We start from the raw sequence: 26899 nt of genomic DNA, 5'->3' as shown, positions 1-26899 counted from the left end.
ATTCGCCGCCTCCGCAGCGGCCACGCCCTCATGACTGCCATGGCCGAATTGCTCAGGCGTGCTGGAGTATTTTTTGGCAATATCGTAACTGATAAAAGAGGCGATAACCGCGCCCGCACCGGGGAAAATGCCAATTAAGGTGCCGATAAGGGCTGAGCGCAGGGTGACCCACTTTAGCTTCCAGTACTGTGTAAACTTTGGCCAGCCGGCGACGGCAGTAACCGGTGTCGGCTGCTTGAAATCCCGTTTTTCAATGCTGTAAAATACTTCGCTTAGCGCAAATAAGCCGATGAGTGCCGGGATCAGTAAAAAGCCATCAGATAAGGCACTGATATTAAAACTAAAGCGATCGGCACCGGAAATCGGATCGGTACCAAGGGTGCTTATTAGTAAGCCTAACACTGCGGTAATAAAGGCTTTTAACGAGTTTTTACCCGCCAGCGAGGACACTGTGGCGAGGCCAAAGATAGCCAGCGCAAAATATTCGGCCGGATGAAATTTAACGGCGATGCCCGCCAGCGGCACAGAAAAGAAGATTAATACCAGGGTGCCAATAACACCGGCAACGGCAGAGCTAACGATAGAAATACCCAGCGCACTGGCGGCTTGGCCCTGACGGGTCAGGGCATAGCCATCAATAGCGGTGACCACTGCGGAGGCGGTGCCGGGGGTGTTTACCGTAATAGCGGTAATAGAGCCGCCATAATTGGCGCCAATATAAATGGCTACCAGTAAAATTAACGCCAGTATGGGCGACATGCCATAAGTAAAAGGCACCAGCAGTGCCACTGCCATCGACGGCGATAAGCCCGGCATGGCACCGGCTAGAATGCCAATGATCAGGCCACCGGCAATAGCCATTAATGGCCAAAACGCCAGTAACTGGACGGCAGAGTCTAGCAAGTGCTCAAGCATGGTGGCTCCACAGGTACAAGCTTGTCATCACCAGAACCCTGTTGGTAAATCGACTAAAAGTAAACGCTGAAACAGCAGGTAACTAAAGGCTAACCAGCTGCTGGTTAAGACTAACATTGTGCGCAGCTGCCGGTAATGCAGCAACCACAACAGCGCCGGTAAAAACAGCATGCTGGCCAACCAGTAGCCCAGTAGCGGCAGCAATAATACATAGGCCGCCAGCAGGGCAAATACCCGATACAGTAAGGCCGGGCTGGCAGAGGGACTCTGATCAGGCGTTAAGCGTTGCAACGTTCCTTTAAGCATCAGTAACTGCAATAAGGCCAACAGCAACAATAAACCACTCCATAGCCGCGGTATGCCGCTGGCGCCAATACTATCGGCCAATGAGGGAGGGGGCAGATACAGGCTTAACCACAGACACAGCAGCGCCAATGAAACAAAGGCGCCGGGTAATAACAACTGACCGGCATGCTGGCGCAGCGATGAGCGCATTAACAGTAGCGCCAGTAAGCCATTCATCAGCAGCAGGCTTAGCAGCAGCGAGGTGGCTAAGGTACCACTAGTGGTTGTTTTAGTCTCTGCCACTAACCCTAACTCGCCCAGATAATGCTGAAATTCCTGAATATCGCGCGCGACTAAGGGCTGAAAATATTGGCTGTCGCGGTATTTCAGCTCAACACCGTCACTGACCCAAAAGTCCAGCCAGTCCGGATCTGTGGTGACGCGCTCAACCAGTGCCGTTAACTGTTGTCTGACCGCCGGGTCGACCCCTTGTGCTAAGGCCAGCCCGCGCCAAATCAGCTCCTGCTCTAAACCGGTTATACCGAGTTCATTAAAGGTCGGGGCGTCAGGAAACGCCGCCAGCCGCTGCGCAGCGGCCACGGCGACTATGCTGAGATTATCAGATGCCAGCACATCGCGCGGATTGCCAAGGTAAGCCGCACCCAGGCCGCCGATTAACGCTGCCACTGCCTGACCACCACTACTGTAGGGGATCCAGCGCATGTTAAGCTCAGCGCCAGCCGCCATTTTCAGGCCCGATACATGCTTAACACCACCAATATCAGCTCCCAGCCATAACTGCCGGCCCTGCTTAGCTTTGGCATCATCCTGCAGGGCCTGCCAATTAATCAGGCCGCTGTGTTTATTGGTAATCAACACATGCGGGTTGGCCATCAGATAAGAATGCCAGTCCAGTTGCTGTAGCAAATCCTCACGGCCAATAGACACAAATTTTGAAATATTCGAGCGGGTGACGGCCAGTAAGGTATAGCCATCGGCCGGTTGCTGCAGTAATTCTTCAAAAGCCACCACACCGCCGCCTCCGGGGCGGTTAAGCACCACGACCGGCTGGCCATCAGTGTAGCGTCTGGCAATCTCAGCAAAGCGTCTGGCGGTCAGATCAATTAAGCCACCAGGGCTGGTGTAAACAATAATGCGGATGGGTTGTTGCGGATAGGCAGTGGCAGCAGCTTCAGCCTGAGAGCTATCAGTGAACAGCAACAGCAAAAGCGCCAACAGCCATAGAGCCAGATGGCGTGCGATAGCAAAAAAAGTCATTACAGCCTCAAGCGACAACCCAGGCTAGGTTATAACAATAAACTGTGACAAAAATATGTCAGTGCATAAGGCGAAAGCCATCAAGCGGCCTTAGCGCTGCTGGCCACCGGCTGCAGTGGCATAGCGGCCAGGCGCTGTGCTTGCTCAGCCCAGTGGTAGAGCGCCAGGCTGCCATCCATTTGTTCCACCAGTGCGGTGCAGTTATCAATCCAGTCGCCATCGTTACAGTAAATAATGCCCTGCTCGATACGGATCTCCGGATGATGAATATGGCCGCAGACCACACCATCAAAGCCGCCTTTTAGCGCTTTATTGACCACCGCCTGGCGAAAGCGCGCTATGGCTTTTTGCGCACCGGGCACTTTGCGTTTTATATAGGCAGCCAGGCTGAAATACTTGCCACCAAACAAGCGCCGGCTGCGGTTAAACCAGCGGTTTAAAAACAGCAGTAAATCGTACAGAGTATCACCCAGCCAGTTATGCAACGGGCCAAAACTGACGTCTTTGTCAAACTCATCACCATGCAGCAACAGCAATTTTTTACCCTGTAAGGTGGTATGGCTGCTGCGCAGGGCCACTTTAATATTGCCGAAGCTTTTGCCGTGATAGAGCCTGAGCGCCTCGTCGTGATTACCCGGTACATAAATAATTTCGCAACCTTGCTCGGCTTTATCCAGTAAGGCTTTGACCAGCTGATTTTGGCTTAACTGCCAGTGCACTTGCTTGCGCATGGCCCACAGGTCCACGATATCGCCCAGCAGGTATATTTTATCGGTCTGGGTATGCTGTAAAAAACTGAGCAGGTAATCAGCCCGGCAGTCTTTGCAGCCCAAATGGACGTCTGAAATAAAGATAGCGCGGCACTCGAACATGGTTATTCCTTGCACAGTAGTGATAGGCGCTACTATCCCGTGTGTAAATGGCAAACTTATGACAGTTATCTGACCCTTTATTGACAGTTGCCGGCCATGTGCTGCCTTAGCAAATACTGTCTATACTGATTGCCGTGCGGTAATGGTTGCCGCCATTTATTCCGGAGGCGTTCTATGAGCAGAAACAGTGCGCTGGAGCCTCTGCATCCTGTGTTTCGTGAAAAAGCAGGTAGCTTGTTGCAGGAGTGTACCAAAGCAGATTTACCATTCAGATTATTCGAGGGCTTTCGCTCGCCGCAGCGCCAGCGAGAGCTGTATCAACAGGGCCGAACCACCCCAGGCAATATAGTGACCAAAGCCATGGCCTGGCAATCTTACCATCAGTATGGGGTGGCGGCCGATTTTGTGTTGTTTGTCAATGGCCGCTGGAGCTGGGCAGATACCGGTGAATTTAAAAACCATTGGAAAAAGCTGCATCAGTTGGCCAACAAAGTCGGCTTAGAACCACTGAGCTGGGAGTTGCCGCATTTGCAGTTAAAGGGCCTGCAAGTGTCGCAACTGATGACAGGGCAGTATCCGCAAGGCGGTGACAGTGATTGGGCTGATAATTTGCGCCAGGCTATTATCAGCTGGCAAGGGCAGCCGTCAGCACCGCCTATGCCGCCCTTATTAGCTGAACGTCCGGCCATTAGTGCTGAGTTTATTGAGCTGCAGCCAGCGCCAGCAATCAGCATCAGCCGGCCGCAAGCTATAGTGAATGCCCGTGCCGGACTTAGAGTGCGAGCAGGTCCAGGTACCGAGTTTGATATCAGCAGCACCCTACAGCCCGGCCAGCGGGTGTGGTTGTTACAAAGTAAGGGCGATTGGGTGCAGGTAGATATCGCCGGTGATGGCCTGGCTGATGGCTATTGCCACAGTGCCTTTTTGCAGCCGCTCAGCTAAGGCTTCGCCTTAGCCAGCCGCTTAGTTGTAGTCTGGTTGTCCGGCAGTCTGTTGCCAAAACTGCTGCCTGGGCATCAGGTTCACTGTTTCGTGCAGTTCGGAATAAACAATCACCACCTCACCGCTTTGCAGCTGGTGCTGCACCATCAGCACCTTGTCTGCCATGGTCATTTCCTGCTCGCCATAGTCGGTCCCTTCGCGCAGCACATAATATTCAATCAGGTTAGTCAGGGTGTCGGGGCTAATATCAGTGTAGGGAATAATCATAAAGCCAACTGTTGTTTAATAAAGGCCGGGATGCGCTGGTTCAGCCAGAATTGCGGTTTTAACGGGCTGCCATAGACAAAGCCAACGTGGCCGCCACCGGATGTCAGCTCGTACTGCACATAAGGGCTAAGCTCAGCAGGCGTGGGGATCACCTCATCAGATAAAAAAGGGTCATCTTTAGCGTGAATAATCAGCGTTGGGATTTGAATGTGCCGCAAAAAGGCTTTACCGCTGGCTTGCTGATAGTAATCCTGGGCATTTTTAAAGCCGTGAACTGGCGCGGTATAGTGCTCATCAAACTGCTCAATACTGGCAAAGCCTTGCACCTGCTCTGGCGTTAATGGCAGCGGAAAATCGGTAAATTGTTTAAGTTTTAATAAGGTGCTGCGTTTTAACCTTCCCAGCAAATAGCGCTGGTACAGCTTGCTGCTACCGCTGTTAATACGCTTGGCGCAGGCCGACAGTGACAATGGCGGGCAAACTGCGATGGCTGCCGAAAGCGGGTTAGCAGCGCCTTGCTCACCACAGTATTTCAGCAAGACATTACCACCCAGTGAATAGCCCACCGCCACCAGTGGCTGCTGCGGGTAACGGCGTTGTATCTCAGCTATCACCAGCGCCGCATCGGCGGTATCGCCACTATGATAAGCGCGCGGCAGTTTATTAGGCTTGCCGTTGCAGCCACGAAAGTGCAGCAATACTGCCGACCAGTTAAGCCGCTGGCACTGCGCCAGCATCGCCTGAATATAGTGACTATTAATATCCCCGGCCAGACCATGCAGTAAAATCAACAGTGGCTTGTCAGCACTGGCGGTGTTGCTATGCAGCCAGTTAAGTTGTAACTCGTCGCCATCGGGCAGGTTGAACATTTCAGCAACGGTGTTTAGCCGCTGTTTGGGGCTTAAATACTTAGCAAAAATGGTTTGTAAATGAGCATGTTTTAACCACCAGGCCGGCTGGAAAGGAGTATGAACGACTGGTCTGAACTGAGCTTGCAAATGGACGTGTCCTGATAAACAATGGTTTAAATGTTACCCAAGGTGCAGCACTATGGATCGGCGGCAATTTATTTTATCCGGTATCGCCTTAGCGGCTTTAGTCTCTGTTGGCACCGGCTTAACCTATTATGGCTGGCAGCAAAGCCTGAATGCTGATGATAACCACCAAGACTTAGTGTTGTCAGCGCTGTTACCTGCACTATTGTACGGTGCTTTACCGCAAGATGCGACATTAGCGATGGCTGAGCTTGAGCGTACCAAAGCTGCGGTCAAGGATTTTCTGCCATTTTTACCCTTGCGCCAGCAGCAGGAGCTGCACCAGTTGTTTAATCTGTTAGCCAATCGTATCAGCCAACTGGGCCTGACCGGCCATTTAACGCAGCTGGCCGAGTTAACTATGCAGCAACGGCTGGCTTTGCTGGACAGCTGGCGTGACAGTTATCTTGGGGTATTGCAGCAAGCTTATCATGGGCTGCGCGAGCTGTTATATGGTGCTTATTATGGCCAGCCCGAGCACTGGAAGCGATTGGCATATACTGCTCCCCGTTTCAGATGAGGTGTTAATGGCTCAGGTATCAGGAAATCCACACTTAGCCGCCTTGGAAAACACGTTTTGGGAACCGTACAATGATAACTAATCACTTTGATGCCAGTCAGTTTACGCAGGATCAGCAGTTTGACGCGGATATCGCCATTATTGGTTCTGGCGCCGGCGGCGGTATCGCCGCTGAGCAACTGGCGCAGGCTGGCTTTAGGGTGCTGTTACTGGAAGAGGGCGCTTATTACACCCGCGATGATTTTGTGATGGAAGAGCGTTGGGCTTATCCGAATTTGTATCAGGAAGGGGCCGCCCGCAAGACCCGTGATCAGGCCATTAGCATATTACAAGGGCGCACCGTCGGTGGCTCTACCACGGTTAACTGGACTACCTCTATTCGCACACCGCAGCCAACACTGGAGTACTGGCAAAGCGAGTTTGGCCTCAATTTCACCGGCACTAGCGACTTAACCCCCTATTTTGCCAGGGCCGAGCAACGGCTGAATATTCAGCCCTGGCCTGTGCCGCCTAATGGCAATAACAGTGTAGTGCAGCGCGGCTGTCAGGCGCTGGGTTGGGAATATACTGTTATTAGCCGCAATGTGAATGGCTGTGCCAATTTAGGCTATTGCGGCATGGGTTGCCCTATTAATGGCAAGCAATCGATGCTGATTAGTACCATTCCGGCGGCGCTGGCGCTCGGCGCCACCTTAATATCACGCTTGTCCGTTAGACAGTTTAGCTGGCAGGGTGATAACATTACCGGTATAGAGGCGGTACCGGTGGATCAGTATTTTCAGCCACGCCGCGATATTAACGTCAGTATTAAAGCCAAACATTATATTCTGGCAGCAGGCGCTATTGGCTCACCGGCCATTTTACTGCGCTCAAAGGTGCCAGATCCGTCCGGGCGCTTAGGCAAGCATACTTATTTACATCCTTCGCTGATCAGCGGTGCATTGTTTGCCGAAGATATCAAGGGCCATGCCGGGGCACCGCAGTCTATTTACTCGGATCAATTTGTTTGGCCAGCCAGCGATCAGATTGGCTATAAGCTGGAAGCCGCCCCTGTACACCCGGTATTGATGGCTACAAAGCTGCTGGGCACAGGTCAGCAGCATGCGGCCTTAATGCAGCAGTTTAATCAGCTGCAGGTGACCATAGCACTGCTGCGCGATGGCTTTCATCCGCAAAGCCAGGGCGGTAGCGTGTTGCTTGATAGCCAGCAGCAGCCTGTGCTGGATTACCCGATAACCGATTATGTGTGGCAGGGCGCACGCCGGGCCTTGTTGTCGATGGCTGAACTGCAATTTTCGGCGGGGGCCAAGCAGGTATTACCTATTCATCACGATGCGGTGCTTTACAACAGCTGGCACGAGGCAAAAGCAGCGATAGCGCAGTTATCAATGCAAAAATACCGGCAAACTGTGGCCTCGGCTCATGTGATGGGCGGCTGTAATATGAGTGCTGAACCGGCTAAAGGCGTAGTCAACCCGCAGGGCCGCCACCATCAGCTGCAAAATTTGTCGATATTTGATGGCTCTATATTGCCCACCAGCTTAGGCGCTAACCCACAACTGACTATTTACGGCCTGACCTGGCTGCAATGCCAGCAATTGCAGGCCGAGCTGACAGCGACATAGTTGGCAGAAGCGTATTCGCATTTATTAATTTCATGCTATTGTTACAAGCAAACGCCAAGCATTGCAGCCGGGTAGCAGCAACATTTATCTGCGAAGCTGATCATGTCCGAACCGAGCTATAAGGTACTAAGTAACTACATCGATCTACTGCTGGATGCAATTTGTGTAGTAGACAAGCACGGTTGTTTTGAATTTATCAGCCCCGGTGCTGAGCGCATTTTTGGTTATAAGCCACACGAAATGCTCGGTCATTCAATGCTGGAGTTTATTCACCCGGAGGATATGCTGTTGACGCTGGCGACCGCTGAGCAAATTAACCAGGGTGCGGTTAAACTGGATTTTGAAAACCGCTATATACGTAAAGACGGCAGCGTGGTGCATCTGTTGTGGTCGGCACGTTGGTCAGAAGATAAACAGCAACGGATAGCAGTGGCTCGCGACATTAGCAGCCTTAAATTAGCGCAGCGTCGTCAGGCGGCGTTGTATGCGATTTCAGAAGCCGCTTTTGCGGCAGAAGATATTGATCAGCTGTATCAGCAACTACATCAAATCATTGCCGGTTTAATGCCGGTGCAGCGCTTTATTATTGCCCGTTATGACCATAAAAAAGGGTTAAGTTTCGTCTATAGCAGTGAACAGGCTATTGCAGTGGCGGCTAGTCCATTAGCCAGTGACTTGTGTCACAGGGTTATTCATAGCGGCCAGAGTCAGCTATACCGCAGCAAGCCGGCTGAGTCATGCTCCACTGCTAAGCCGCTTAGCGTTATTCAGCCAAACATTACTGCACTTGCGGTGCCTTTACAGTCTCATAGCGGCATTATTGGCGTGCTAATGGCACAGCATGGACCCCAAGCCGCGGGTTATGGCCAGGCTGAATTGGAAATGCTGGAGTTTGTGGCTACCCAGGTGGCGTTGACCATTGAGCGTAAACAAATGCTGGCCCGATTAAAGTTTCATGCGCTTTATGATCAACTGACCAGCCTGCCCAACCGTGAGTTGTTTCAGGACCGCATGCACTCGGCATTGGCCAGAGCGGAGCGGGAGCAGGGTATGCTGGCGCTGTTATATCTGGATTTAGATAAATTTAAGCAGGTAAACGACAACTATGGTCACAGTGTCGGCGATGGATTACTGCAACAAACAGCCAGCAGAATACAGCAAGCGATACGCCAGACTGACACGGCAGCCCGCTTTGGTGGCGATGAATTTGTGATCTTGCTGGAACAATTACAGGACGAAGCTACGGCCTGGCAGTTGGCAGAAAATATCAGACAGCGGTTAGCTGAACCTTTTTTAATTAATGGCCAGCAACTGTCGATAAACCCTAGCATAGGTGTCGCTATATATCCCCAGCATGGTCGGGAGCAAAAAGAGTTGCTGCTCAGTGCGGATGAAGCCATGTATCTGGCAAAAAAAGCAGGTGGTAACCAGGTTAAGTTGAGTGATGGCCTGTTTTTGTTTAACCGCAGTGCGAATTAACCTTTAAATGATATTCACCATCAGCCTTGTCGGCGTAAATGTTGCCCCAAAGCCCGGAAGTAGGCTAGCCATAAACGGCTAAGCCTGTTACTGAGCGCCTCATCCGGGTACACGCCCAGCTTGGCAGCCTTGCTTTGCAGGGTACCAGATACCAAAAAACTGTTTTTAACGGACTGGCGTTGCAGCATATGTTCAAAGGCGCGGGCGGCCATTTCTTCCGGCATTGCCAGGTACAACTGCTGGCGGCTGGCATCAAGCGTACGGCAATGGCGAAAAAAATCACTCTCGTTGCTGCCATCAGCAGATAGAAACAAACTGCTAAAAGCCTGATTTAACAACTCATTTAATGGATGGCTATGCTGCGGCAAAGAATCGAGCCAGCAACGGCTGGCAAAACGGTTTGCTGCTGGTGTAGGGCTGAACAGCTTGCTGGCAATATAGTGATCAAAGGCATGAAACCATTCATGGGCCAGGCTGCCACCACCGGCGTTTTTTGCCAAGGCTAAAATACGACCCTGTGGCTGGTAGTGGGCACAGACGCCGCGCTGACCACCTATGCCATAGGTTAATGCCAGACTGCCATTCAGTGAGATAACCTGCTCCGGTACTTGCAGCAGCAGCTGCAAATCGCACAGCGCATCAAAGAACAAATTGGCTGCCTGCTGCTGCTCGGCGCTTTGCACCCAGCGGCCAATATGAATACTGTTAAAGCCAAAGATCTTGACCAGATCGCCAAAACTGACATCGGCACCGGCCCGGTGTGGCGGGCCGTTGCGGTAGTATTGCCGGCTGAGTCCGTCAGACATGGCCTTTATAAAGATGCAGTGTAATCAGCATCCAGCATCGCCAGTGCCAGCGCTTCTGCCACTTTAATGCCATCAATACCGGCTGATAAAATGCCGCCGGCATAGCCTGCGCCTTCCCCCGCCGGATACAAGCCTTTTACATTGATACTCTGGTAGTCATTACCACGTTTAATACAAATAGGCGATGAGGTGCGGGTTTCAACGCCGGTCAGCAAGCCATCGGCTTTAGCAAAACCCCGGATTTGCCGATCAAAGGCCGGTATGGCTTCGCGTATGGCGGCAATGGCAAAGTCGGGCAACACTTTGGATAAATCGGTCAAGGTAATGCCGGGGGTATATGAGGGCTTAACTTCGCCGAGTTCGTCCGACTGTTTGCCTTTTAAAAAGTCGCCAATTAGCTGCGCCGGCGCATGATAAGTCTCACCACCCAGTTTAAACGCCTGTTCTTCTAACTGGCGCTGCAGGGCAATACCGGCCAGTGGGTGGCCAGGGTAATCACGCTCAGGGTCTATGCCTACTACGATGGCGCTATTAGCATTGCGTTCGTGCCTTGAGTACTGGCTCATGCCATTGGTCACCACCCGGCCTTGTTCTGAGGCTGCGGCCACAACAGTACCACCGGGGCACATACAAAAACTATAAACTGTGCGGCCATTACTGCAATGATGCACCAGTTTGTAATCGGCCGCGCCTAAAATCGGGTTGCCAGCATTAGGGCCAAAGCGGCATTCATCAATCATTGATTGCTCATGCTCTATCCGAAAACCGATGGAGAAGGGCTTAGCCTCAATATAAACACCCTGCTTATATAGCATTTCAAAGGTATCGCGGGCGCTGTGGCCTACGGCCAGTACCACGTGCTTGCTGAGCAACTGCTCGCCACTGGCCAGGGTTAAGCCGGTCAGCTGACCGTTATCAATATGCAGTTTATCTACTCTGCTGCTAAAGCGGATCTCCCCGCCCAGTTCGATAATCTTTGCCCGCATTTTTTCTACCATCGCCACCAGTTTAAAGGTACCGATATGGGGTTTACTGACATACATAATTTCATCTGGTGCACCGGCCGCAACAAATTCGCTCATGACCTTGCGGCCATAATGCTTAGGATCCTTTACCTGACTGTACAGCTTACCATCAGAAAAGGTACCCGCGCCGCCTTCGCCATACTGCACGTTCGACTCTGGGTTTAACTCTTTGCCGCGCCAAAAACCAAAAGTATCTTTAGTACGCTCACGGACCTCTTTACCACGTTCTAAAATAATCGGTTTAAAGCCCATTTGCGCCAGTAATAAACCGGCAAACAACCCGCAGGGGCCAAGGCCAATCACAATGGGCCGCTCAGCAAGATTAACGGGAGCCTGAGCAACAAATTTATAGCGGGTATCTGGCGAGGGTTTAACGTGAGGGTCTTTCGCAAAGCTATGTAACAGCGCCGCTTCGTTGTCAACTTCGATATCCAGGGTGTAAATAAGCTGAATATCGGTTTTTTTACGGGCATCAAAGCCGCGTTTAAATATAGTAACGCTGTGCAGCTGCTCTGGGGTTAGTTGCAATTTGCTTAAAATAGACGCAGTTAGCGTATTTTCATCGTGGTTTAGTGGGAGTTTAATTTCGGTCAGGCGCAGCATAAAGGTTCCATATCGGTGTCATTGCGACCAGGCAACAGGCCAGCCGCTCACAAGATATCGTTATTTTACGCCAAGCTGACTTAATTGTCCGTAAGGGTTTTTGCTGGGGTTTGATTTTTTAGTGTGCTGCAGTATGATCTACAGCTTGTGAACCGTGGAGCTGAGCCATTATGGCCTTTGTCGTGCTGGATAACTGTATTAAATGCAAATATACCGACTGCGTGGCGGTATGTCCGGTAGATGCATTTTTTGAAGGGCCGAATTTTCTGGCCATCAGCCCGACCATTTGTATTGATTGCGCCCTGTGCGAGCCGGAGTGCCCCGCTAATGCCATAGTGCAGGAAGACAAGGTGCCTGCCGAGCAGCACGGTTTTATTCAGCTTAATGCCGAGTTGGCCCAGCTGTGGCCTAATATCCGCGAAGTCAAAGCGCCACCTGCGGATGCTGATGCCTGGAACGGCGTTGCCGATAAACTTGGCTACCTTGAAACTTAGCCGTTAAATCCATCTCAAACTTCAGCGTTAAACCACAGCTTAAAACGTTAGCACATCAGTTAGTCTTGCTTTGAGTTTGGTGTATCGTGGTCAATTTTATAGATAAAATACACTGCATAAAACAGACATAAGCCAATGACAATCGCCAGGCCAGTGAAAGAAATAAAAATTACCGGATTATTTAAAAATTCATGCCACAGGTTCATAACTTTGCCCTCTTTAGCTGCAATAACAACAGTGTTAATGCGTGCAGTTTAGGCAAGCTATGTCGCGGCTGAACTGATACAGATCAAATTTTCACCGTTGGCTTAACGCTGTTGCTGTAGAGCTTGACGCAGATCAAACAATTGACCGCTTAAGGTAGGGATATCGACGTTTAGCACAACCAGATAAAGCTCAATTAATGGCTTTGCGGTTAAACTCAGCGGCGGGCAGTGCGCCAGCAGTAACTGCTGCTCCAGTTGCTCTGCTACTAATTCGGCTTTTAGTAACGCCTGCTTCAGTTGTTGCTGTCGCGCTGGGGTAAGGGGTGCCTGGCTGCTATTACGCCTAAGCTGGCGCAGGGGCTTGGTAAAGTCGCGGCTAAAGCTATCCAGTGTAGCAGCAAGTTGCTGCAGCTGGCTTGATGATAAGCTAAGCTGATGCTGCTCTAAATAGCAGAGCAACAGTAGCAGGTTAACGTTTAGCCCAAAGTTATCCTGCCACTGCAGACACAGCGGCTGTACTTTTGCATATAGCGCCAGACTGAATTGCCAAAGTTGTTCTGCGCTGGGGGCTTGGGTGTTAACCATTGTTCTTTCGCCTTTAGCTATTACTATCCCAAAAGCGCTCAGTTTGCTGCTCTAACGCATCCTGCGCTATAAACCAGTCTTCTTCAACGCTGCTTAAACTGCTGCTGGCACTGGCTTGATTTGCTAATAATGCCGTCAGCTCGGCTTTGCGTTCAGCGCTGTAAATATCTGCATCGGCCAGCAGTTGTTCTATGCTGGCCAGTTGCTCGGTCAGTTTTTGTTGCTGTTGTTCCAGCTTCTCCACCTTTTGCTTGAGAGGCCTGAGTAAATTACGCAGCTCGGCTTCCAGCCGTTTTTGATCTTTGCGCACTACATTCAGGCTGGCCGGGCTGCTGTCAGCCTGAGTGGCGGCAGAGGCGCTTTGCCGCGCATCTTGCTGCAGCCATTGGTAATAATCAGTCAGGTCACCATCAAAGGGCGCAACCCGGCCATGAGCCACCAGGTAAAATTCATCAGTACAGCTGCTGAGTAAATGCCGGTCATGCGAAACAATAACAATAGCCCCTTCAAACTCTTGTAAGGCCATCACTATGGCTTCACGCATATCTAAGTCGAGGTGGTTGGTGGGCTCATCCAGCAGTAACAGATTAGGCCGTTGATAGACGATTAACGCCAGTACCAGGCGGGCTTTTTCACCGCCGGAAAAGGGCGCACAGGCTTCCAGCGCTTTATCGCCATAAAAACCAAAACCACCCAGAAAGTCGCGCAGCTTTTGCTCGGGCACTAACGGGTCCAGTCGCACCAAATGCTGCAAGGGTGAGTCTTGCGGGCGCAGCGTTTCCAGCTGGTGCTGGGCAAAATAGCCCAGGCTAACGCCATTGGCATACCATATGTCACCACTTTGTGGCTTCATGCTGCCCGACAGCAGCTTAATGAGTGTCGATTTGCCGGCGCCATTGCGACCCAGTAAACCAATCCGGCTGCCCGGCAACAGCTGAAATTTAATCTGGCTTAAGATCACGTGGTCAGCATAGCCGGCCTGCACGTTTTCCATTTTCAACAGCGGATTAGGTAGTGATTTTGGCTCGCGAAAACTAAAACTAAAGGGCGAATCAACATGGGCTGGCGCTAGTATGGTCATCCGCTCCAGTGCTTTAATCCGGCTTTGTGCCTGGCGGGCTTTGGTGGCCTGCGCTTTAAAGCGGTCGATAAACTTTTGCAGGTGGGCAACCTGAAGCTGTTGTTTTTCGTAATTGGCCTGATGCTGCGACAATTGCTCAGCACGCTGGCGCTCAAACTGGCTGTAGTTGCCCTTGTATAAGGTCAGGGTCTGGCGCTCTATATGCACGATATTGTCGGTCACGGCATCGAGAAAATCGCGGTCGTGGCTTATCAATAACAGGGTGCCCTGATAATTAGCCAGGTATTTTTCCAGCCAAAGCACGGCATCTAAATCAAGGTGGTTGGTTGGCTCATCCAACAGCAGTAACTCGGCCGGCTGCATTAGTGCTTTGGCCAGGTTCAGGCGCATGCGCCAACCACCCGAGAACGATTTAACCGGCTGTTGCTGGGCATCGCCAGCAAAACCTAAGCCATCGAGTAACACGCCAGCTTTGGCTTCAGCGCGGTAGCCGTCGAGTGCTTCAATTTGTAAGTGTACTGCAGCTAAATCGCTTTCACTGCATTGACTGCGAACTTTAAGCAGCAGCGGAAACAGCTTTTCATCGCCCTGTAGCACGTAATCCATAGCACTGCAGTCCAGCGCTGGGGTTTCCTGGGCCACGGTAGAAATAACCCAGCGTTCAGGGATGTTTATATTACCGGCATCGGCATGCAATTTGCCTTGCAGTAGCGCAAACAGACTGGATTTACCGCAACCATTAGCACCAATAATTCCGACTTTTTGCCCCGGAAATACGGTAAGATCGGCATTAGTAAATAAGGCCTGCGGGCCGCGGCGCAGTTCTACCTGCTGTAACTGGATCATGCTTTTACCTGTAATACTGAACTAGGGCGGCAATTTTACGCTATAACCAACATAAACCAAGGGCTAAGCTGAAAATTGCTGGCAATCAAATGGGATCACTATGACTGTTCGCAAGAAAAAACGCTTTATCGCCGGAGCCACCTGCCCCCAATGTAAAGCCATAGATACCTTAATGCTTTTTCTGGAAAACAATGTTGAGAAAGTGGAGTGTGTCAGTTGTGGCCATCAAATGGCGCAACCTGAGCCACAGGTTGCGAAGGCAGTGCGCAATAGCGAAACTATGATTGGGGTCTTTAAACCTGAGTAATACATGGCCTTGATATTTTAGCGTGGGGATTAATAATGCGGCGGAGGCGGCTCTTCATCAGTGCGTAAAATGCCACTGTCATCCGGTAATTGATGGAGTTTTTCGGCCAGCATCTGTACCTGACGCTGTAATAGTTCAATGCGCCGTTGATGTTGATGCAACTCATCATTCAGGCTTTGGATGTTATCTTCTTGGAAGGCAATTTTACTTTCCAAATCAATAAGGTGCATTTGTATTTCTTCTGGTATATCACTCATAGTTTATTTCCCATACCTCGGCAAAGCCACTGGAACTTTCGCTGATTATACGCTCAGTGCCATCAAAAGCCACTGCATGAACTACGGCGCTGGGTGGGCGGCTACCGGTGCGAGGGCTTACCCGCCAGCGTTGTAGTTGTTTACCAGTGGCGACGTCCCATAACGCCAGATTGCGGGTCGGTGCGCCGGTCAACAGGTATTTGCCATCCGCACTGAAGCGCACGGCACTAAAGACTTGTTGGCGGGCGCTAAATTGTAACTGACTGATGCGGGCGCCGGTTTGAATGTCCCAGATTTGTGCCAGATTCTGACTGTCGGCGGTAAAGGCATAGCGGCCTTGCGGATCCAGCGCGACTTTTGTTACCCGACTAGGGTGTGGGAAACTATATAGCACTTGTGCGGTCTGAGTATCCCACAGCTGTGCTGTGTAGTCGTTACTACCGCTAAGTGCATAGCGGCCATTGGGTGACATATCAACACTGTTAATACGTTCAGTGTGGCCTAAAAACTCCAGGCGGCGGCCTTCTTGCAGTGTAATATGCTGTACGGCGCCATCGCTTTTGCCAATCAGTAAGTGACGGCCGGCATTGGACACGGCTATATCACGCACTGTGGCATTGTCCAGTTGCCAAAAGCCGACATTAGCGCCGTCATTGGTGCGCCATAAAGCATAGGTATTGCTATCGGCAGTAAAAACGTGGCTGTTATCGTCACTGATCGCCAGGTTAAATACCAGATTATCGCTGTCTTCTTGGTGTCGCCAGTAGTAGAGCAGGGCATTGTTATGGATATCCCAGTAGGCCACGCCATCCTGGATAGATGATACTGCACTGAAGCGGCCATTTGTTGATAGGGCAGCGCTATAGCTGCCCTGGGCCACATGTTGCCACTGCTGAAGCGGCTGAGTATCGACTTTTGAACAGCTGGTTAGAAAAAAAACCAGCAAAAGCCAAGGATATTTCATTGCGGGTGTTAACCTCATCTGCACAAACCGTTAGTATAGGCCAGAACGCGGATAATTATTAAAACACACTTTCGCAGCCCCGCTGCTTATATTTTGGAGAAAAGAATGCGCTTAACCACTAAATTATCGTTAGTTGCTGTTGCTATGTTTACCCTGAGTGCCTGTCAGAAAGAGCAAGCCCCTGCTGCTCCTGTGTTGGACACTGATCAAGCTAAACAAGCCTATAGCCTGGGTGTGTCAGCTGGCCGTTACCTGGAAAGCACCATTGAAGAATACAGCAAAATTTCTGTCGAATTAGACAGTCAGCTGATTTTACGTGGTGTGCAGGATGGTCTGGCGGGTAAATCAGACATCAGTGATGAAGATATCCAACAACTGCTGATGGTGTTGGATCAACAATACCGTGAAAAACAAGAAGAACTGGCTCAAGCTGAAAGCGCCAAAGCTGCTGCTGCTGGTAAAGCATTTTTAGAGCAGAATGCTGCTAAAGAAGGCGTTATCGTAACAGAGTCAGGTTTACAGTATGAAGTACTGCAAGCAGCTGATGGTAAAAAGCCTGTGGCCACTGATGTGGTAAAAGTACATTATGTTGGTACCCTGACTGACGGTACTGAATTTGACAGTTCAGTGGCCCGTGGTACGCCTGCTGAATTCCCGTTAAACCGTGTTATTCCTGGCTGGACTGAAGGTGTACAATTAATGAACGTGGGGTCTAAATTCCGCTTTACCATTCCATCTGAACTGGCGTATGGTGAGCGCGATATGGGAACTATCCGTCCACATAGCGTATTAGTATTTGAAGTAGAATTACTGGACATAATCAGCGGCGAATAAGTGCTGAGTCAGCTACAGTGTTACTCCCAACAAGCGGCTCAGGCCGCTTGTTGTATTTTGGATATCAGGCTGTGGCCGGTTGATCAGTATGTTTGTGATACAAGGTATCGATTAGCCGGTCTTCCAATTCAAAGCGATGTTCTAACGCCTGGCCAAGATCGGACAATTCACGGTCAAAGGCCGCACTATGCCGGGTGCTTAAATGCTCGGCATAATTATCGTTGAACGTTAAGGCCAGATCGGTGGATACCGCTATTTTTGGATAAAGGCTATCAGCCAGTTGCCGGCTGTCAGTACCATTTACTGCACATTGTGCAACGATCTGCTCATAGACTTCAAAATGACCAGCAGACAGATAATCCATTAGCAACTGACAAAAATCGGTTACTTTGTCTTGCGCAGGCAGGGTATGGCGATCTTTTTCGAAGGGTGGCAAGCCGGCTAATTTACAAAAACTGACTATTAATTGCTGCCGTTCATCTAACCATTTATCGATGGCTGACAAAGAACCGCCCCATTTTTGTTGTGCCTGTTTAACCCGGCTGTACATTACCTGCTCCTTAAATGCAGAATAGGCTCTGCACTATGTTCTACTAGAATGAATTTCACCCAAAAAATCAACCGATTTTTTATTGGTCAGCTCTGTCAGTGACAGTATGATAGGCAGCATCTCCGATAAAATGGCCCAGTGCAAACTAAAAAGGAATTAAAATGATTAAACACAGTGTAAAGCTGACTGCCGATGATTCTGCGTTGTGGTGCATTGTAAATCGGGGACGGCTTTATTTACTGCCAGATGGCACTTTGCCGCAAGGGCCTTTTGCAAGCTTGCCGTTACAACTCGACCCTACAAAGGCGTGTCTACTGGGACAGATTGAGCAACGGTCTTGTTATCTGATAGTGCATGATGATCAGATAACGGATGATGCATGCTGGCATAACCCAAGGCAGTTATTGATGCAGGGGCCCGTCATTTTCCAATTGGCTGCCAGAGCGGTGCAGGTAGCGTTATTTATGCAAACACACCGGTTTTGCGGCCAGTGCGGCAGCGCCATGCACCTGGTGAACTGGGAGCTAGCTAGTTTGTGCCATAAGTGTGGCCATCGTTGTTATCCGCGGATTGCGCCTTGTGTATTAGTGGGAATTCGCAAGCAACAACAGATTTTACTGGCGCGTTCCAGCCGGCATAAAGCCGGATTTTTCTCCATTCTGGCCGGATTTGTGGAATCGGCGGAAACGCTGGAACAGGCTGCCGTCAGAGAAGTAATGGAAGAAGTGGGTATAGCGATCAGCAATTTGCAGTATGTGGGTAGCCAGCCATGGCCTTTTCCTCACTCGCTTATGACAGGCTTTATCGCTGACTATGTGTCAGGGGATATCGTATGCCAACCGCAAGAAATCGAAGAGGCCGCTTGGTTTGATTTGGATAATTTACCCTCAGTGCCGCCGGCAGAAACCTTGTCAGGCCAAATTATTTTGCAATTGCAGCAAAGGGCAAAATCCGGACAATAAAAAAGCCACAAAATGTGGCTTAACTAGGTAATGCATGGTCTCGTAGTATCGAGCTTCTTACTTGTTATATCTTTACTAGCGCAAGTATTTTATAGCAGATACTTTACAGCTATACAAGCCCCAATTTTAAAAAGCTGAACCTAGGCTTTATGGCAGAAAAAATACTGATGGTAGCGCTTGTAGCATAATGAAAACAGCTTTAACCATGCACTAAGCAGCTTAAGCATAGTCTGGCTGGCTGACTGATGGTAAAATACCTATAACTTTTTAATGGGCGGCCGCTAATGCAACTAAAAAATGATCGTTACCTCAGAGCTTTGTTACAACAACCGGTAGACAGAACGCCGGTGTGGATGATGCGCCAGGCTGGTCGGTATTTGCCAGAGTACCGTGCTACCCGTGCCCAGGCAGGTGACTTTATGTCGCTGTGTAAAAACCCAGAACTCGCCTGCGAAGTGACGTTACAGCCATTACGTCGTTATGCGCTGGATGCGGCCATACTGTTTAGTGATATTTTAACTATTCCTGATGCTATGGGATTGGGGTTAACTTTTGGAGTGGGCGAAGGCCCGCGGTTTAGTAAGCCAATCCGTGATTTTATGGATGTGGTTCACTTACCGATTCCTGATCCAGAGCAAGAATTACGCTATGTGATGGATGCCGTAAGAACCATCAGGCGAGAGCTGAATGGCAGTGTGCCGTTAATTGGATTTTCGGGCAGCCCTTGGACCCTAGCTACTTATATGGTGGAGGGCAGCGGCAGTAAAACCTTTAGCATCATAAAAAAAATGATGTATAGTGAACCTGAAGTGTTGCACATGCTGTTAGATAAGTTGGCACAAAGTGTCACTTTATATCTGAATGCGCAAATTGCTGCAGGTGCACAGTCTGTGATGATTTTTGATACCTGGGGTGGCGTGCTGACACCACGCGATTATAAAGAGTTTTCTTTAAGCTATATGCAAACCATAGTGAATGGGTTAACCAAGGAAGCCGATGGTCGTAAGGTGCCGGTAACTTTGTTTACTAAAAATGGTGGTCAATGGCTTGAAACCATGGCGGCTACCGGCTGTGATGCGCTGGGCTTAGACTGGACCACTGACATTGGTCAGGCGCGCGCCAGAGTTGGTCATAAAGTGGCGTTACAGGGTAACATGGATCCGTCGATATTGCTGGGTTCACCTGAGCGGATCAGGCAAGAAGTACAGACCATTCTTGACAGTTATGGTCAGGGCAGTGGTCATGTATTTAACCTGGGTCACGGTATTACACCCGATGTGGATCCGGAGAAAGCGGGTATATTCATTGATGCAGTTCAGTCTTTCAGCCAAACCTATCACATGGATACTAGCTTGGAATAAAGATATTAAACGCCGCCATGCCAAAGTGAACTGGCATGGCGGCGAAACAGTTTACTGAGTCCCGGCCATAGAAGTTTGGTAATCTAGCAATAAATCTTCGAAGTTAGCCGTGACCCAATTACGGCGTCTTGCTTCTTCAATGGCTTGCTGTAATAACGACTCGCCGCGGCGTTGTTGTCCCATCTCAATAAAGGCAACACCTAAGGTGGATAACAAGTTCGGGTTGTTAGCATCTATCGCTCGACCTTGCTCAGCCAGGCGGATAGCTTTTTCTGGATTATGGATCGCCGGATCATCTGACATGGCTAATAAAGCAGCATAGTCAGTAATTGCGGGCATATACTCGGCCAGTGCTGCTGTTTCCAGATAGCGGGCAGCTCGTTTCGGGTCATAATCAACGTTATTACTGTCCAGTAATTCTTTAGCTAACAGGTAGCCTGCTTTCGGATTGCCACCATCAGCAGCAATGGCCAGCCAGTTCACGGCCTTGCTTGGGTCACGATCGCAACCATTGCCGCTAATCAGGCATTGCGCAAGTCGGTATTGCGCTTGTGGGTGGCCATTAATAGCGGCACGCTGGTGCCAATTCAGTGGTTGCTGATCACGCACCAAATTATTTTCTGCCAATATAGCAAACAAATACTGATATTCGGCGATATCAGCCTTAGCGGCCGCTTCGATGGCTTCAAGGTAGTCTTGATTGTCCCTTTGAAAGCGTCGGGTTTGCGAGCCTGCACTGGCTTTGACTGTAAATGCATGTGACAGCATTTCTAAACGCATAGTGTCACCATACAGATCGCGTGGAGGTTCAAAGCGCCAACCTTCAACTGCTCTTAGCACTGCATCACTAATTGCACCTACCGGGAAAGAGGCGATCACCTTAGCATTATCAACCCTGCCATCTTCATTAATGTCATAGTGAACTATCGCCCAAGCTGCAATACCACTGCGCTCCAGGTAAGAAGGGTAACTTGGTTCTGTCTGGCTTAATGGTTTAACTTGCTGAGTGCCACTTATCACGAAGCGGTTAGCATTGGGGTAAAGATTGCTGTATAACGCTTCCTTACCAAAGCGCATATTCAACTCAGTATAGGTATCTTTACCATCGCGCCGCGAATCGAGTTTAGAGCGCAGCGAACGATACTGGCGATCTGCTTCAGGATGCTCACGCTCACGGGCAATCAGTGCCCAGGCATATGCACGATTAATATCGGCTTCTACACCCAAACCATCGGCATAGATACGTGACATTAAAAATTGTGCCTCTAAATGACCCAGCTCAGCCATTTTTTCGAGCCGTGGTTTGGCCAGGGCGTATTCACCTTGGTCAAACAGGGCTTTGGCGGTAGGAAAATCTGCCAGCACCGGCCAGCATAAAGAAGCCAGCAAACAGGCCATTCCGACACGAAACAATGCCATTAGCGTTTCTCCACTACTTAAGTTATTTATGTTGTTAACAATCCGAGTTTACAACGATTTGTCAGCCAAAACAAAAATAAATAGACTTAACTGCGCCCTTGGGAAAATCTATTTAAAATCAAAAGCTAAACTAAAAAAGCCTGTTTAAGCCATTTAGCGCAGCCACCCTGTAGGCTTCAGCCATAGTAGGGTAATTAAAGGTGGTATGAACGAAATAATTCAGGTTATTGCCACCATTTTTCTGCATCATAATTGCCTGGCCAATATGGACGATTTCAGCTGCACGTTCTCCAAAACAATGGATCCCTAAAATTTCTAATGTATCGCGGTGAAACAGCAGTTTCAAACTGCCGGCGCCGGTATTGGCAATTTGCGCCCTAGCCAAATGTTTAAATTGTGCTCTGCCCACTTCGTAAGGTACTTTGGCTGCCGTTAATTCCTGTTCTGTTTTACCTACTGAGCTCATTTCCGGGATGGTGTAGATACCTGCAGGAATGTCAGCGATAAGGTGCCCATCCAGGTTACCTTTTACAATAGCTTCACCTGCCAGACGGCCTTGATCATAAGCGGCACTGGCTAAACTCGGATAACCAATCACATCGCCGACAGCGTAGATATTGTCTATGCTGGTCTGGTATTTATTGTTTACTTTTATTAAACCCCGGCCATCAGCTGCTAATCCTATTGCTGCAAGGTTCAGCATATCTGTATTACCAGTACGGCCATTGGCAAATAAAATGCAGTCAGCCTTCATTTTCTTACCCGATTGCAGGTGCAAAATAACTCCGTCATCGCGACCCTCAATATGGGCAAATTCTTCACCATGTCGAATGGTCATTCCTGAATTCCAGAAATGGTAACTCAGCGCATCAGAAATCTCGGTGTCCATAAAAGACAATAGTCGGTCACGGTTATTTACCAAATCCACCCTAACGCCTAACCCTCTGAAGATAGATGCATATTCGCAGCCAATGACGCCAGCACCAAAAATAATAATATGTCGGGGATCATGAGCCAGCGATAAAATGGTGTCACTGTCGTAAATTCGAGGATGGGTAAAATCTACCTTAGGCGGGTGATAGGGTCTGGAGCCGGAAGCAATAACAATGGTTTCTGCACTAATCGTATAATGACTGCCGTCCTGAGTCATTACCTCTATGTGATGTGCATCGACAAAACGCGCTTCGCCCTGATGGATTTTAACCAGGTTGCGGTCATAAAAACCACTACGCAACAGCACCTGCTTTCGAATGACGCCAGCAGCATGTTTTAATATTTGTGGGAAGGTTAAGCGAGTATGTTGCTCGTCGAGTTGAAACAATGGGTTTTCTTTAAATTCGATTAAACGGCTGACTGAATGCCGTAATGCTTTTGAAGGGATAGTGCCCCAGTGCGTGCAGCCGCCGCCAACAGATTTATAGCGTTCAACGGCTGCAACTTTTTTACCACTTTTTGCCAGATACATGGCCGCACCCTCACCACCAGGCCCTGTACCGATGACAATAGCATCGTAATCATAAGATTGCTTTATATCCGTTTTCTTGTCTGCCACTGACATGCTCCCACCGCTAATACGCTAAAAAATAAGCATAACAGGTATCTAATACAAAAAAAGAGGCGTTAGCCTCTTTTTATGATTATTGCAATGCCGCGGTTAAGCGTCGCCAATGGGTTTGCTGTTGCAAAAAGTGTTGTTTGAGTTCCATATACCTCAGCTTAAAATCATAGGCATGGTATTGGTCTAGCAGTTTTTCACGTTGTTTGAGCATTAAATCTTTTTTCAACTGATAAAAATCCTGCATCCGGCTGAGCAACAGTTGGTATTCTTGCTCCAGCAATATTAATAACTGCTCTGCATTAGGTAAGAGTTGCGCTTTAGCCTGAGCCCTTTGTAATTGCATTTTAGCTTTTGCCAGTACAATTCTTTCCTCTGGCACAGTGCGTAAATTGTGCGTCAAACCTAACCAGGAGCAGGTCTTGATCAGCCATTTAGTAGGATCGAACTGCCACCAACGAATGCCATTACGATAATCATATTCAAATATATGATGGTAATTATGATAACCCTCTCCATAAGTTAAAAAAGCCAACACACCATTATCTCGCGCAGAATTCTGATCGGTATAAGGCTGCGTACCCCAAATATGGGCTAAAGAGTTAATAAAAAAGGTAAAATGGTGGCTTAAAACTAAACGCAGCACACCTACGGTTAAAATCATGCCAAGCATATTGCCACTCAGCCAGCCCAGTAATAGCGGAATACCTATGTTAGTGACTAACGTCAGTGCCAGATAGTATTTATGTTGAAAAGCTAAGATAGGATTTTTTTGCAAGTCACGTACATTACTATAATCATGGTATTCAGCTCCCTGATAATCACGCAGCATCCAACCAATATGACTGTACCAAAAGCCGCGGCCGGCAGAGTAGGGATCCTTTTCATTATTGTCGACGTGTCGGTGATGCACCCGATGATCGGAAGACCAATGAATAGCACTGTTTTGCAATGCAAAAGCGCCACCTATAGCAAAAATCCATTGCAAAATGGGGTGAGCGTCATAAGTTTTATGTGACCATAGGCGGTGGTAGCCAGCGGTAATAGAGATGCCGCAGTAACCCATGGTAAGGATTAAGGCGATAATCTCCAAGGCACTAAAGCCAACGGTCACTGCATAGTAAGGCACAGCAAGAGTTGCCACCAGAAAAGTGCTGCTGAATAAAATGACATTAGTCCAGATAATCGGTGCTTTTTTCATTAATAAATACTTTGAGCTTACAACTGTACGCTAATTTAACTAGCCAGAGTGAGCAGGTCAAGGTATATAATAACTATTTAGGTTGAACAGGATGTGTCGTGAGTCGAGCACAACAAAAAGAGCGCACCCGCAAGGCAATTATTGACGCAGCTTTTACCCAACTTAGCGCCGAGAAAAGTTTTGCCAGCCTTAGTTTGCGTGAAGTTGCCCGTGAAGCGGGCATAGCCCCTACATCGTTTTACCGGCACTTTGCCGACATGGATGAGTTAGGACTGACGCTGGTTGATGAAGCTGGACTAATGCTACGTCAGCTGATGCGCCAGGCCAGGTTACGTATTGAAAACAATGGTAGCGTCATAAGTACCTCTATCGAAACCTTTATGGAGTTTGTCACAGATAACGCCAACGTGTTTCGCTTACTGCTTCGTGAGCGCTCAGGTACCTCAGCAGCATTTCGTGCTGCAGTAGCTCGTGAAATTCAACATTTTTCCGCAGAGCTGGCGCATTATTTGCGTAAAAAAACCCAGTGCCCGGATGATTTGGCCCAATTGCAAGCAGAAGCCATGGTCACCTTAGTCTTTCACAGTGGTGCTGATGCGTTAGACTTGCCGCCGGAGCAATATCAGCAGCTGACTAAAAAAACTATTATGCAGTTACGCTGGCTGGCACATGGCGCCGCCAGCTATGGCCGAAAAGTAAAATTTTAATTTTTGCGCAGCCAGACACCGGTTTCAATATGCTGGCTATAAGGAAACTGATCAAACAGTGCCAGCTTCACAATACTATGGCTACTGGTTAATTCTGCCAGATTGGCAGCCAGGGTTTGTGGATTGCAGGAAATATACAGAATATCATTGAAGCGACTGACCAATTGTAGCGTGGCCGGGTCAAGCCCTGCTCTGGGAGGATCGACCAACACTGTATTGAGCTGCATTCCTGTCAAGTCAATATGTTTCAGGCAGTTGCCGTTATTAAGTGCCTCAGCTACATCTTCAGCAGACATCTGCAACACCTGCACATTACTAATGTTGTTTAACGCAATATTGTATTGTGCAGATTTAATTGAGGTGCGGGATAACTCAGTGGCGACCACTTGCTGAAACTGACTGGCTAAGGCTAAAGAAAAATTGCCATTACCGCAGTATAATTCCAATAAATCCCCATGTAGTGACTGACTGATCTCAGCCGCCCATTGCAACATCTGTTGATTAACACCGGCATTGGGTTGGGTAAAACTGCCTTCTACTTGCTGATAGCGTAAAGCTTGGCCATTCACCTCAAATTGCTCAGTGACATAATCCTGTTGCAGCACCAGTTTTTGTTTACGTGAGCGGCCAATAAACTTCACCGGCCATTCGGGTAATAGCGTATCAGTAAGTTTCTGGGCTGCGGCAAGCCACTGTTCATCCAACTTTCTCTTATAAATAAGGCTAACTAATAACTCACCCGACAAGGTAGCCAGGTAGTCGACCTGATACAGCCGGTAACGAAGTTGATGGTTATGTTGCAAGTGCTGCAACAACACAGGCATAAAATCGGCAATTAACTTGCTGGCGACCGGAAAGCTGTCGATGCGGACTTTTAGTTTAGTTTCAGGATCGAACATCGCATGATAAATATCTTCGCCATTGTGCCAAATCCGAAATTCGGCTCTTTGACGGTAATGGCTGGCACCAGAAGGGTGCACACTCATCTGTGGTAAGCGGTAGCGTTCTAGTATCTCAGTAAGGCACTGTTGTTTGTCGGCAAGCTGTGTCTGATACTCTTCGGGGAAAACCTGTGCTAAACGCATAACATACTCATTAAAGCAAAAGAGCTATTTTATGCTGTTTTCGATGTTCAGCCAACCTAAGCAGCGTGGTAAAATCCATCAGCAGCAGATAATCCACTGCTGATGGCCGTCATAATGATTATTCTGACTGATTGTCGTCGTCCTGACGCTCTTTTGCTTCACGCACTTTTAAGGTGCGCTCCTGAAACTCAAAATCATTCAGCTTATTAATCATTTTTGCTGAATCCTTTGCGGCCACTTCAACAAAGCCAAAGCCGCGACGCCGGCCAGTCTGGCGGTCTTTCATCAGGCGTACATTTATTACCACGCCAAAACGCTGAAACAATTCTTTGACCGCATCTTCATTTGCGCGGTACGGCAGATTGCCAACATAAAGCGTGGCGGTGTCACCATTATAGTCAACAGCAAGCTCTGCTGATGACGGTGGCACTGCTGGCCCTTTAACATCCAAAAGTACCGGCATCAATATGCCGCAAAGTAATACACCTATTACCACATAGACTTGCTGTGGCCAATTAAAGTCAGGCAAAAAATAAAAAAGGGCAAAGGCAGCGACAGCCACTGCCATAGAGTAAGGTAAAGAAGAGCGTAAAGTCGGCAACATAGTCATTTCCTAATTAAAATCAAAAGCAACAGATTCGAGCTTCTACATCTTAGCGGTTAGTTTGTAAGCAGCCAACTATTAAAATTGGCTTATATAAAACTGGGTTTGTTGTCAAAAGCAGCAAGAAGATGCATTTGTAGTCAAATAAGCACTAAGTGGGCTATTTTGAACAAAAACCCCTTGCAGCCTTGCTAAAACCCCCTATAATGCGCGCCATGCCAAGGGGTGCT

General features: G+C 49.0%; 28 protein-coding genes. 10 read left to right on the top strand and 18 right to left on the bottom strand.

From position 1 onward, the window contains the following. The 3 genes from V7D78_RS10610 to V7D78_RS10600 form a co-directional block, all read right to left on the bottom strand. Positions 1-915, bottom strand: a 915-nt coding sequence (locus V7D78_RS10610; RefSeq protein ID WP_333608425.1) for a tripartite tricarboxylate transporter permease, incomplete at its 3' end; no start/stop codon positions are given. A gap of 27 nt (positions 916-942) precedes the next feature. Then, a complete protein-coding gene (locus V7D78_RS10605) occupies positions 943-2478 on the bottom strand; it encodes a Bug family tripartite tricarboxylate transporter substrate binding protein (RefSeq protein ID WP_333608424.1) in 1536 nt (511 codons plus the stop codon). An 80-nt stretch (positions 2479-2558) separates the two neighbouring features. Next, positions 2559-3350: a UDP-2,3-diacylglucosamine diphosphatase gene (locus V7D78_RS10600; RefSeq protein WP_333608423.1), complete on the bottom strand. Its 792-nt coding sequence runs from the start codon at positions 3348-3350 to the stop codon at positions 2559-2561. A gap of 174 nt (positions 3351-3524) precedes the next feature. Between V7D78_RS10600 and V7D78_RS10595 the strand changes: the two genes are divergently transcribed. Beyond that, positions 3525-4292 carry a M15 family metallopeptidase gene (locus V7D78_RS10595; protein ID WP_333608422.1) on the top strand — a complete coding sequence of 256 codons (768 nt, stop codon included), beginning with the start codon at positions 3525-3527 and terminating at the stop codon, positions 4290-4292. Positions 4293-4313: 21 nt separating this feature from the next. Here the strand turns inward: V7D78_RS10595 and V7D78_RS10590 are convergent, their stop codons facing one another. Both V7D78_RS10590 and V7D78_RS10585 read right to left on the bottom strand, forming a co-directional pair. Then, complete coding sequence (locus tag V7D78_RS10590) at positions 4314-4559, bottom strand: YheU family protein (protein ID WP_333608421.1); 246 nt, start codon at positions 4557-4559, stop codon at positions 4314-4316. Then, complete coding sequence (locus V7D78_RS10585) at positions 4556-5557, bottom strand: hydrolase (RefSeq protein WP_333608420.1); 1002 nt, start codon at positions 5555-5557, stop codon at positions 4556-4558. The genes V7D78_RS10590 and V7D78_RS10585 overlap by 4 nt, the downstream gene beginning before the upstream one ends. Positions 5558-5609: 52 nt before the next feature. Between V7D78_RS10585 and V7D78_RS10580 the strand changes: the two genes are divergently transcribed. The 3 genes from V7D78_RS10580 (at position 5610) to V7D78_RS10570 (ending at position 9217) form a co-directional block, all read left to right on the top strand. After that, positions 5610-6113, top strand: coding sequence for a hypothetical protein (locus tag V7D78_RS10580; protein ID WP_333608419.1), 504 nt, complete (start codon positions 5610-5612; stop codon positions 6111-6113). A gap of 71 nt (positions 6114-6184) precedes the next feature. Continuing rightward, a complete protein-coding gene (locus tag V7D78_RS10575; RefSeq protein WP_333608418.1) occupies positions 6185-7738 on the top strand; it encodes a GMC family oxidoreductase in 1554 nt (517 codons plus the stop codon). A gap of 102 nt (positions 7739-7840) precedes the next feature. After that, positions 7841-9217 (top strand): sensor domain-containing protein, encoded by a 1377-nt coding sequence (locus tag V7D78_RS10570; RefSeq protein WP_333608417.1) that lies wholly within the window; start codon positions 7841-7843, stop codon positions 9215-9217. Positions 9218-9237: 20 nt separating this feature from the next. On the opposite strand, the gene V7D78_RS10565 is transcribed toward V7D78_RS10570, so the two are convergent. Beyond that, on the bottom strand, positions 9238-10023 hold the full coding sequence (locus tag V7D78_RS10565; RefSeq protein WP_333608416.1) for a CLCA_X family protein: 786 nt from the start codon (positions 10021-10023) through the stop codon (positions 9238-9240). Positions 10024-10028: 5 nt separating this feature from the next. Further along, entirely contained in the window at positions 10029-11651 is a 1623-nt protein-coding gene (locus V7D78_RS10560; protein WP_333608415.1) for an NAD(P)/FAD-dependent oxidoreductase, read from the bottom strand. A gap of 170 nt (positions 11652-11821) precedes the next feature. On the opposite strand from V7D78_RS10560, the gene fdxA reads away from it, so the two are divergent. Then, positions 11822-12145: a ferredoxin FdxA gene (gene fdxA / locus V7D78_RS10555; protein ID WP_333608414.1), complete on the top strand. Its 324-nt coding sequence runs from the start codon at positions 11822-11824 to the stop codon at positions 12143-12145. Positions 12146-12204: 59 nt separating this feature from the next. On the opposite strand, the gene V7D78_RS10550 is transcribed toward fdxA, so the two are convergent. The 3 genes from V7D78_RS10550 to V7D78_RS10540 form a co-directional block, all read right to left on the bottom strand. Further along, positions 12205-12351: a DUF3149 domain-containing protein gene (locus tag V7D78_RS10550; protein WP_333608413.1), complete on the bottom strand. Its 147-nt coding sequence runs from the start codon at positions 12349-12351 to the stop codon at positions 12205-12207. Between the two features lie 102 nt (positions 12352-12453). Then, positions 12454-12936: a TIGR02444 family protein gene (locus tag V7D78_RS10545; RefSeq protein ID WP_333608412.1), complete on the bottom strand. Its 483-nt coding sequence runs from the start codon at positions 12934-12936 to the stop codon at positions 12454-12456. A gap of 13 nt (positions 12937-12949) precedes the next feature. Further along, positions 12950-14863 carry an ATP-binding cassette domain-containing protein gene (locus V7D78_RS10540; RefSeq protein WP_333608411.1) on the bottom strand — a complete coding sequence of 638 codons (1914 nt, stop codon included), beginning with the start codon at positions 14861-14863 and terminating at the stop codon, positions 12950-12952. A gap of 100 nt (positions 14864-14963) precedes the next feature. On the opposite strand from V7D78_RS10540, the gene V7D78_RS10535 reads away from it, so the two are divergent. Then, entirely contained in the window at positions 14964-15170 is a 207-nt protein-coding gene (locus V7D78_RS10535) for a YheV family putative zinc ribbon protein (RefSeq protein ID WP_333608410.1), read from the top strand. A 29-nt stretch (positions 15171-15199) separates the two neighbouring features. Here the strand turns inward: V7D78_RS10535 and V7D78_RS10530 are convergent, their stop codons facing one another. Next, positions 15200-15427, bottom strand: a complete 228-nt coding sequence (locus V7D78_RS10530) for a SlyX family protein (RefSeq protein ID WP_333608409.1) — start codon at positions 15425-15427, stop codon at positions 15200-15202. Beyond that, positions 15420-16391 carry a WD40 repeat domain-containing protein gene (locus tag V7D78_RS10525; protein WP_333608408.1) on the bottom strand — a complete coding sequence of 324 codons (972 nt, stop codon included), beginning with the start codon at positions 16389-16391 and terminating at the stop codon, positions 15420-15422. The genes V7D78_RS10530 and V7D78_RS10525 overlap by 8 nt, the downstream gene beginning before the upstream one ends. Before the next feature lie 105 nt (positions 16392-16496). Between V7D78_RS10525 and V7D78_RS10520 the strand changes: the two genes are divergently transcribed. Beyond that, a complete protein-coding gene (locus tag V7D78_RS10520) occupies positions 16497-17225 on the top strand; it encodes an FKBP-type peptidyl-prolyl cis-trans isomerase (RefSeq protein ID WP_333608407.1) in 729 nt (242 codons plus the stop codon). Positions 17226-17289: 64 nt separating this feature from the next. Here V7D78_RS10520 and rsd read toward each other — a convergent pair whose 3' ends face one another. After that, positions 17290-17775 (bottom strand): sigma D regulator, encoded by a 486-nt coding sequence (rsd, locus tag V7D78_RS10515; RefSeq protein WP_333608406.1) that lies wholly within the window; start codon positions 17773-17775, stop codon positions 17290-17292. Between the two features lie 161 nt (positions 17776-17936). Here rsd and nudC point away from each other — a divergent pair, with 161 nt between their 5' ends. Both nudC and hemE read left to right on the top strand, forming a co-directional pair. After that, positions 17937-18737: an NAD(+) diphosphatase gene (gene nudC, locus V7D78_RS10510; RefSeq protein WP_333608405.1), complete on the top strand. Its 801-nt coding sequence runs from the start codon at positions 17937-17939 to the stop codon at positions 18735-18737. Positions 18738-19021: 284 nt separating this feature from the next. Beyond that, on the top strand, positions 19022-20098 hold the full coding sequence (gene hemE / locus V7D78_RS10505) for a uroporphyrinogen decarboxylase (protein ID WP_333608404.1): 1077 nt from the start codon (positions 19022-19024) through the stop codon (positions 20096-20098). A gap of 51 nt (positions 20099-20149) precedes the next feature. Here the strand turns inward: hemE and V7D78_RS10500 are convergent, their stop codons facing one another. The 3 genes from V7D78_RS10500 to V7D78_RS10490 all read right to left on the bottom strand — a co-directional run bounded on the left by V7D78_RS10500 (position 20150) and on the right by V7D78_RS10490 (position 24273). After that, positions 20150-21517, bottom strand: coding sequence for a TonB family protein (locus V7D78_RS10500; RefSeq protein ID WP_333608403.1), 1368 nt, complete (start codon positions 21515-21517; stop codon positions 20150-20152). Between the two features lie 130 nt (positions 21518-21647). Further along, positions 21648-23075, bottom strand: coding sequence for a Si-specific NAD(P)(+) transhydrogenase (gene sthA, locus V7D78_RS10495; RefSeq protein ID WP_442886526.1), 1428 nt, complete (start codon positions 23073-23075; stop codon positions 21648-21650). Positions 23076-23154: 79 nt separating this feature from the next. Then, positions 23155-24273, bottom strand: coding sequence for an acyl-CoA desaturase (locus V7D78_RS10490; RefSeq protein ID WP_333608402.1), 1119 nt, complete (start codon positions 24271-24273; stop codon positions 23155-23157). Positions 24274-24371: 98 nt separating this feature from the next. Here V7D78_RS10490 and fabR point away from each other — a divergent pair, with 98 nt between their 5' ends. Next, on the top strand, positions 24372-24980 hold the full coding sequence (gene fabR, locus V7D78_RS10485) for an HTH-type transcriptional repressor FabR (protein ID WP_333608401.1): 609 nt from the start codon (positions 24372-24374) through the stop codon (positions 24978-24980). Here the strand turns inward: fabR and trmA are convergent. Continuing rightward, complete coding sequence (trmA, locus tag V7D78_RS10480) at positions 24977-26065, bottom strand: tRNA (uridine(54)-C5)-methyltransferase TrmA (protein ID WP_333608400.1); 1089 nt, start codon at positions 26063-26065, stop codon at positions 24977-24979. The two genes, fabR and trmA, sit on opposite strands and share 4 nt — an antisense overlap. A gap of 118 nt (positions 26066-26183) precedes the next feature. Beyond that, positions 26184-26669 (bottom strand): RNA recognition motif domain-containing protein, encoded by a 486-nt coding sequence (locus V7D78_RS10475; protein ID WP_333608399.1) that lies wholly within the window; start codon positions 26667-26669, stop codon positions 26184-26186. Positions 26670-26899 lie beyond the last annotated feature (230 nt).

Origin of the sequence: Arsukibacterium sp., from assembly GCF_036735525.1 — a bacterium.
GTDB lineage: Bacteria > Pseudomonadota > Gammaproteobacteria > Enterobacterales > Alteromonadaceae > Alishewanella.
Note: the sequence above shows the minus strand (reverse complement) of the source record. Positions and strands in the feature narration are given on the sequence as shown.